Source organism: Aquamicrobium aerolatum DSM 21857 (assembly GCF_900113935.1).
Lineage (GTDB): Bacteria > Pseudomonadota > Alphaproteobacteria > Rhizobiales > Rhizobiaceae > Aerobium > Aerobium aerolatum.
On record NZ_FORF01000041.1, the window covers coordinates 1 to 7515 of the forward strand.

The 7515-nt window shown below is 57.5% G+C and carries 8 protein-coding genes and 1 tRNA gene; 1 reads left to right on the top strand and 8 read right to left on the bottom strand.

The window, feature by feature from the left end:
* Positions 1 to 174 (top strand): ATP-binding protein (locus tag BMZ42_RS17485; protein ID WP_175556594.1); only part of this gene is annotated, 174 nt, incomplete at its 5' end.
* A 499-nt stretch (positions 175 to 673) separates the two neighbouring features.
* Here the strand turns inward: BMZ42_RS17485 and BMZ42_RS17495 are convergent.
* The 8 genes from BMZ42_RS17495 to BMZ42_RS18185 all read right to left on the bottom strand — a co-directional run.
* Positions 674 to 2395 carry an ABC transporter substrate-binding protein gene (locus tag BMZ42_RS17495; protein WP_091525142.1) on the bottom strand — a complete coding sequence of 574 codons (1722 nt, stop codon included), beginning with the start codon at positions 2393 to 2395 and terminating at the stop codon, positions 674 to 676.
* Positions 2396 to 2472: 77 nt separating this feature from the next.
* Positions 2473 to 2754: a DUF2160 domain-containing protein gene (locus BMZ42_RS17500; RefSeq protein ID WP_091525145.1), complete on the bottom strand. Its 282-nt coding sequence runs from the start codon at positions 2752 to 2754 to the stop codon at positions 2473 to 2475.
* Positions 2755 to 2765: 11 nt separating this feature from the next.
* Positions 2766 to 3647: a carbohydrate ABC transporter permease gene (locus BMZ42_RS17505; protein ID WP_244523324.1), complete on the bottom strand. Its 882-nt coding sequence runs from the start codon at positions 3645 to 3647 to the stop codon at positions 2766 to 2768.
* 34 nt (positions 3648 to 3681) lie between these two features.
* Positions 3682 to 4548: a carbohydrate ABC transporter permease gene (locus tag BMZ42_RS17510; RefSeq protein ID WP_091525147.1), complete on the bottom strand. Its 867-nt coding sequence runs from the start codon at positions 4546 to 4548 to the stop codon at positions 3682 to 3684.
* Positions 4545 to 5621, bottom strand: coding sequence for an ABC transporter ATP-binding protein (locus BMZ42_RS17515; RefSeq protein WP_091525149.1), 1077 nt, complete (start codon positions 5619 to 5621; stop codon positions 4545 to 4547). Before BMZ42_RS17515 ends, BMZ42_RS17510 begins: the two co-directional genes overlap by 4 nt.
* Positions 5622 to 5633: 12 nt before the next feature.
* The gene (locus BMZ42_RS17520) at positions 5634 to 6716 is read right to left on the bottom strand and encodes an ABC transporter ATP-binding protein (protein WP_091525151.1); all 1083 of its coding nucleotides are present in this window, start codon (positions 6714 to 6716) and stop codon (positions 5634 to 5636) included.
* A gap of 470 nt (positions 6717 to 7186) precedes the next feature.
* Positions 7187 to 7263 (bottom strand) — tRNA-Met (locus tag BMZ42_RS17525).
* 38 nt (positions 7264 to 7301) lie between these two features.
* Positions 7302 to 7515 (bottom strand): hypothetical protein (locus BMZ42_RS18185; protein WP_210185246.1); only part of this gene is annotated, 214 nt, incomplete at its 5' end.

Below are 7515 nucleotides of genomic sequence, written 5' to 3' on the forward strand. Positions count from 1 at the left end.
CTTTACGAGCGCACCAGCGTCATCATCACCACCAATCTCGCTTTCGCAGAATGGCCGAGCGTCTTCGGCGACGCCAAGATGACGACCGCACTGCTGGACAGGCTCACGCACCACTGCGAAATCGTCGAGACCGGAAACGAATCCTGGCGCTTCAAAAGCCGCTCTCAAAGCTAAAGCCGAAAAGCCAATCAGCCGCGCCCGATCAGGCTGTGCAACCCCGACCAGCTTCGCCTGATCGGGCGCTAACCGGCGTGCCCTTCACAAGCTCTAACCGGGGTCCCTTTTACACGAAAAGGCGGGGTCCCGTTTCCACGGTCATTGACAGAATGGCGCCAGAAACCAGATCCTGGCTCCAGCGCTGTTGATCAAAGGTCAGGTACGCTGGTGCGGTGCGAGGCAGCGAAGGCGCTTGCCTCTCGGCCTCCAGAAGCGAAGCGAGGCCATGTTGACCTTGATCCAGGTCTCATCGATGTCGACCCTCTCGCATTGTACGAGATCCAGGAGGAGGTGACCGTGTGTGATTATCACCAGATGCCTGACGCGCACTGCACCACTGATGACGGTTGTCATCTCACTGAGATCACCATGCCGATCATCGGGCACTATAAAGACAAGGACGGGGGGCGAATGCCCCCCGTCCGCTCAAAGCATCCAGGCGATCGCGCTCGCTTGACTACTGCCAGCTCTTGACCAGTTCGTCGTAGTTGACGGTCTGAGGCTGTTCCTTCTCGTTCTCGATCTTCAACTGCGGTGCGAGGTTGCCTTTGGCGACCGCATCCTTGTTCCAGTATTCAAGGTCGTGTTCTTCAGCCAGTTTCGGGCCAATGTCGCCCTGGACACCTGCCCGCTCGAGACGAGCCATGACCTGCTCTTGCTCGGCACAAAGTGAATCCATGGCTTCCTGGGCCGTCTTGGCACCTGACGAGGCATCTCCGATCGCCTGCCACCAAAGCTGGGCCAGCTTGGGATAGTCTGGAACGTTGGTGCCGGTCGGCGACCACTGAACACGCGCGGGCGAGCGATAAAACTCAACGAGACCGCCAAGCTTGGGTGCCCGCTCGGTGAAGCTTTCATGCTGGATCGAAGACTCGCGGATGAAGGTAAGGCCGACATGGCTCTTCTTCACGTCCACCGTCTTTGAAGCGACAAACTGCGCATACAGCCAAGCAGCTTTCGCGCGGTCTTCCGGCGTCGACTTGAGGATCGTCCATGAACCGACGTCCTGATAGCCAAGCTTCATTCCTTCTTTCCAGTAGACACCATGCGGCGAGGGAGCAAAGCGCCATTTCGGAGTGCCGTCCTCGTTCATCACCGGCAGACCTTCTTTCACCATGTCGGCGGTGAAGGTCGTGTACATGAACATTTGCTGGGCGACCTCGCCCTGTGCCGGTACGGGGCCGGATTCGGAGAAGGTCATTCCCTGAGCGGCCGGCGGTGCATAGGCCTTTAGCCAATCGAGATATTTCTGGATCGAGTAAACGGCCGCAGGGCCATTGGTGTCACCGCCTCGGGCAACACAGGAACCGACGGGGCGCGAATTTTCATCAACCTTGATGCCCCACTCATCGACCGGCTTGCCGTTCGGGATGCCCTTGTCACCGTTGCCCGCCATCGACAGCCAGGCGTCGGTGAAGCGCCAGCCGAGCGATGGATCCTTCTTGCCGTAGTCCATGTGGCCATAGACCTTCTTGCCATCGATCTCGCGACCGGTGAAGAACTCGGCGATGTCTTCATAGGCTGACCAATTGACCGGGACACCAAGATCGTAGCCGTATTTCTCCTTGAAGTCGGCCTTGTTCTTCTCGTCGTTGAACCAGTCATACCGGAACCAGTAAAGGTTCGCGAACTGCTGGTCGGGAAGCTGGTAGAGCTTGCCGTCCGGTGCGGTGGTGAAGGATGTACCGATGAAATCCTCAAGGTCGAGGTTCGGGTTGGTGACGTCCTTGGCCTCGTTTTCCATCCAGTCGGTCAGGCTGCGCGCCTGCTGGTAGCGCCAGTGAGTGCCGATCAGGTCCGAGTCGTTGACATAGGCGTCGTAGATGTTTTCACCCGACTGCATCTGAGTCTGCAGCTTCTCGATAACGTCGCCTTCGCCAATCAGATCATGAGTGATCTTGATACCGGTGATCGCGGTGAAGGCCGGGGCCAGCACGCGCGCTTCATATTCATGCGTCGTGATCGTTTCCGACACGACCTTGATGTCCATATCCTTGAATGGTTCGGCCGCCTTAATGAACCACTCCATCTCGGCTTCCTGTGCCGCACGGTCCAGAGACGAAACATTGCCGATTTCTGCATCGAGGAATGTTTTCGCGGCATTCATGTCTGCGTGGGCACTCGCCACGCCGAAGACAAGTGCTACCGCGGTCGTTGATGCAAGAAGCTGTCTACGCATTTCACTTTCCTCCCAACGGATGCAACCAAGTTGCGGTTTTGAGCGGTGCATTCGCGCGACCCGCCCATCTCTTCTCCTCAAACAAATCGAAACACGCCAATGGCGTAGACGACGGAGATTGCGAGGGCCCACCACAGGTTAGGTCCGACAAGACCAAGCCAGGCCAGATGAATGAAGGCGCTGCCAAGCAGCGAGACAAAGAGGCGATCGCCTCTCGTCGTTTCAAAGCGCAGGATGCCAAAGCGCGGATTGCCACCGGGCGACACGTACTCCCAGATGCTCATGCCCACGAACAGTAGGAAGATCGTGCCGAAAAAGGCCACCGTCGGTAGCGTCCAGGCCATCCATGAAAAGTTCATCCGCTTGCCTCCTAGACCCGGCCAAGGGCAAAACCCTTGGCGATGTAGTTGCGCACGAACCAGATGACGAGGGCACCCGGGATCAGCGTCAGCACGCCCGCCGCAGCCAGTACGCCCCAGTCGAGGCCCGAAGCCGAAACCGTGCGCGTCATCGTTGCGGCAATCGGCTTGGCAGCCGTCGTCGTCAACGTGCGGGCGATCAGAAGCTCCACCCATGAGAACATGAAGCAGAAGAAGGCCGCAACGCCGATGCCCGATGCGATCAGCGGCATGAAGATCTTCATGAAGAAGCGCGGAAACGAATAGCCGTCGATATAGGCCGTCTCGTCAATCTCCTTCGGCACGCCGGACATGAAACCTTCCAGGATCCACACGGCCAGCGGCACGTTGAACAGGCAGTGCGCCAGCGCCACGGCGATATGAGTGTCGATCAACCCGAAGGCGGAGTAGAGCTGGAAGAAGGGCAGCGCAAACACCGCAGGAGGTGCCATGCGATTGGTCAGCAGCCAGAAGAACAGGTGCTTGTCACCCAGAAAGCGGTAGCGCGAGAAAGCATAGGCAGCTGGCAGTGCAACTGCGACAGACAGCACCGTGTTCATCACCACATAGATAATGGAGTTGATATAGCCTGAATACCATGAAGCGTCAGTGAAGATGACCATATAATTGCGAATGGTCGGTTGCTGAGGCCAAAGCGAAAAAGTGCCCGTGATCTCGGAGTTTGTCTTGAGACTCATATTCACGAGCCAGTAAATCGGCAGCATCAGAAAGATAATGTAGAGCGCGGGCACGAGCCACCAGAACCGGGATGCGGTGCCGCGACGGCGCATGCGGCGCTCAATCTGTGTTTTCTGCGCGGGGTCGGCGGGCTTTTCAAGCGGCAGTTCGCGCATCGTCGCCGCGATGGTCTGCTTCGCGTCGACCATATTAGCGCTCCCCCTCGTGACTCGTCATGACCGTGTAGAAGATCCACGACAACAGCAGGACGATCAGAAAGTAGATGATCGACATCGCAGCCGCCGGGCCAAGGTCAAATTGGCCGACAGCCATTTTCACAAGGTCTATCGACAGGAATGTCGTCGAGTTTCCAGGTCCACCGCCGGTCACCACGAACGGTTCGGTGTAGATCATGAAACTGTCCATGAAACGCAGCAATATGGCGATGGTCAGCACCCGCCGCAGTTTGGGCAACTGGATGTAGCGGAAAATCGCAAAGCGCGATGCGCCGTCAATACGCGCAGCCTGGTAATAGGCATCCGGGATAGATACCAGACCCGCATAACAGAGCAGCACAACGAGGCTGGTCCAGTGCCAGACGTCCATCAGGATAACGGTGATCCACGCATCTAACGGGTCGCGGACATAGTTGTAATCTATGCCTATCCCTTCCAGAACGCGCCCCAGCAGGCCAATATCGACGCGACCGAACACCTGCCAGATCGTACCGACAACATTCCACGGGATCAGAAGAGGCAGCGCCATCAGCACCAGGCACAGCGGTACGCCCCAGCCCCGCCGAGGCATATTGAGAGCGATCAGAATGCCGAGCGGGATCTCGATGGCAAGAATAATGAAGGAAAAAGCGAGATTGCGTCCCATCGCGTCCCAAAAACGGCGCGAATTCAGGATCTGTTCGTACCATTCGGTACCCGCCCAGAAAAACACGTTGTTCCCGAACGTGTCCTGCACCGAATAGTTGACAACCGTCATGAGGGGGATGGCAGCTGAGAACAACACCAGCAGCAACATCGGCAAAACCATGAACCAGGCCTTGTTATTCCATGTCTTGTTCATGACTGGCTCCCGAGATCCACTCGCCACGAGTCGGCGTAGAGATTGATGCCTTCGGGGGCGAAGCGAATATGCGGTTCGGCCGGGATCTCTTCGTCTTCTCCGACGATTAGTGCGATTTCACGCCCTTCAAGATTGGCGCGGATGATCTTGCGCCGGCCAACATCCTCCACCTTCGCAATGTCAACGGCGATACCTTCGCGCCCCAGGCGAACGAATTCCGGACGAATGCCAAGTTCGAGCGCACCTGTCAGCGTTTGGCTAGGCATCCCCGGCAGCTTAACGTGCGTACTGCCAATCCATGCCTCATCGCCAGCGAGTTCAACCGGCAGCAGGTTCATCCCCGGAGAGCCAATGAAATAGCCGACAAAGGTGTGGCGCGGCCGCTCGAACAGTTCGGCAGGGGTGCCGATCTGCACGATTTCACCGTCGTACATGACCACAACCTTTTCAGCGAAGGTCAGGGCCTCGGTCTGATCATGGGTGACATACAGCATTGTGAAACCATAGCGGCGATGCAGCTGTTTCAATTGTGAGCGCAGCACCCATTTCATGTGCGGGTCGATGACGGTCAGCGGCTCGTCGAACAGGATCGCGTTGACGTCGGCGCGCACGAGACCCCGCCCCAGCGAAATCTTCTGCTTTTGGTCAGCCGTCAGACCGCGTGCTCTCGTCCCGGCCATCTCAGAAAGCCCGATCAGCTCCAGGGTCTCGCGAACCTTCCGCGCAACCTCCGGTTCCGACACAGCGCGGTTTCTCAGAGGAAATGCGAGATTGTCGTAAACGGTCATTGTGTCGTAGACGACCGGAAACTGGAACACCTGCGCTATATTGCGCTCTTGTGTTGACGCCGCGGACACGTCGTGGCGATCAAACAGAACCCTCCCTTCCGAGGCCTGGATGAGGCCCGAAATGATGTTGAGCAGCGTGGTCTTGCCGCAACCTGACGGACCGAGCAGCGCATAAGCCCCCCCGTCCGCAAACTGATGTGTCACCTCTTTAAGTGCGTAGTCGGCGTCCGATCGTGGGCGCTCTTGATAGGTGTGGCGGATCTTTTCGAGCGCGATCAGTGCCATCCAGTCTTCCCCTCAAGCCGCTTCGGCGGTCGTCGCGCGCATGGCGCGACCATCTGCTTCGAACACCATGAGATGCTGCGGGTCGATAAACACCTCGATGCGCTCGTCAGGCGTGAAGACGTGAATACCGTGCGTCAGCATTATCCAGTTGGCACCAGCAAAGCTCAAATGCACATAGCTCTCCGAGCCCGAGATCTCGGTAATGGTAACCAGCGCGGTCACGGGTACTGAATCCGGCGATTTACGCTGCAACGATAGATGATGCGGCTGAAAGCCAACCGTATAAGTTCCGTCGGGAAAAGATGGGACTCCCATCGGCTCCGGCAGTTTCACGCCCTCATCAAGGATAAAAGCTCCCCCCTTCTTCTCAAGCCGAATGATGTTCAGCGGGGGATCGGCGAAGGTCATGGCCGTCACGAGATCAACGGGATTGCGGAACACTTCTACCGTGGGGCCAAACTGGGTGACCCGTCCCTGGCTCAGAGTCGCTGTCGAGCCGCCCAGCAGTAAAGCTTCCGAAGGCTCTGTTGTCGCGTAAACGAAGATTGCGCCGGATTCGGAAAAGATTCTCGGTAGTTCCGCGCGCAATTCCTCGCGTAATTTGTAGTCAAGATTAGCCAGCGGCTCATCGAGGAGCACAAGACCGGCCTTCTTGACCATGGCGCGCGCGATCGCGGTGCGTTGCTGTTGACCGCCCGACAGGTTCAGTGGCGTTCGATCAAGATATGGGGTGAGTTGGAGGAGTTCGGCGGCGCGACCGACTTCTCGCTTGATGGTGGCTGCGTCCACGCCAGCAACCTTTAACGGCGAAGCAATGTTGTCATAAACGGTCATCGCCGGGTAATTGATGAACTGCTGATAGACCATCGCGACGTTGCGTTTCTGCACGGCGACCCCAGTCACGTCGCGCCCGTCCACCAAAACACGGCCCCTGCTTGGCTGGTCGAGCCCAGCCATCAGCCGCATCAATGTGGTCTTGCCTGAAAGTGTAGGGCCCAGGAGAACATTCAGCGAGCCGGAAAGCAGGCGCAGCGAGACGTCGCTTATGTGCTCTGTTGCACCCGCCGTCTTCGAAACATGATCGAGCTCAAGCATGCTCCTCCTCCCAAAGGATCTGCCGTCAGTCCGTGCAATACCCCGTGGTGATCGTCTCCCGCCGTGGTCCGCTATGTGTTCGCAAGCGTTGCTTCATCCCCGCATTGCTGTTTTCTTGGGTCTTGGTGACAAGATAGCGTACTTCCGCACCAATGAGAATGGTGCCAAAGCCCTTCAAATTCCGCTGTCACGTCGCCTTTGGCTGGTCACGACATAAAGCTGTATCACCATTTGCCCGCACGTCAGGCTCGGCGGCGATCAGCAGAACGGACATCGGAATAGGGAACTGATCGGTTCTGCGAGCAGTCCTAGCGATGCCAACATCGCATGAAGTAAGCTCAAGCCTCAAACATGGCGCACCGCTATACTCAAGATCAGGCTTGTTGGTCGCCTGCGCACCATCTTGCTATTAGGAGAAGCGGGCAACAAAAAACCCCGTCACGACTGCAACGGGGTTGGTTCGATCATTTTGGTTGCGGGGGTTGGATTTGAACCAACGACCTTCAGGTTATGAGCCTGACGAGCTACCGGGCTGCTCCACCCCGCGTCACCTTTAGAGCCGGGCTTTTGTGCCCGGGAGCGAAGTCAGGCGTAGCCTGATGAGGTGAGGCCGTCAAGCAATCGATTGAGGATCGATTGTAGGCCGAACGGGCTGCTCCACCCCGCGTCACCTTGGTCCTTGCTGATGCATTGGACCACATTTTGTCCTGAATGACAAAAGGGGCTGCTGCCCCTTTGATGCGCCGCTTTGTTGCGGCTTGTTTGTGATGAGAATATTTCATGTGTTTGGCAGACCTGG

Excerpts from the sequence above, each read along its gene's own strand:
- BMZ42_RS17495 (WP_091525142.1), bottom strand. The coding sequence starts at position 2,395 with ATGCGTAGACAGCTTCTTGCATCAACGACCGCGGTAGCACTTGTCTTC.
- BMZ42_RS17500 (WP_091525145.1), bottom strand. The coding sequence starts at position 2,754 with ATGAACTTTTCATGGATGGCCTGGACGCTACCGACGGTGGCCTTTTTC.
- BMZ42_RS17505 (WP_244523324.1), bottom strand. The coding sequence starts at position 3,647 with ATGCGCGAACTGCCGCTTGAAAAGCCCGCCGACCCCGCGCAGAAAACA.
- BMZ42_RS17510 (WP_091525147.1), bottom strand. The coding sequence starts at position 4,548 with ATGAACAAGACATGGAATAACAAGGCCTGGTTCATGGTTTTGCCGATG.
- BMZ42_RS17515 (WP_091525149.1), bottom strand. The coding sequence starts at position 5,621 with ATGGCACTGATCGCGCTCGAAAAGATCCGCCACACCTATCAAGAGCGC.
- BMZ42_RS17520 (WP_091525151.1), bottom strand. The coding sequence starts at position 6,716 with ATGCTTGAGCTCGATCATGTTTCGAAGACGGCGGGTGCAACAGAGCAC.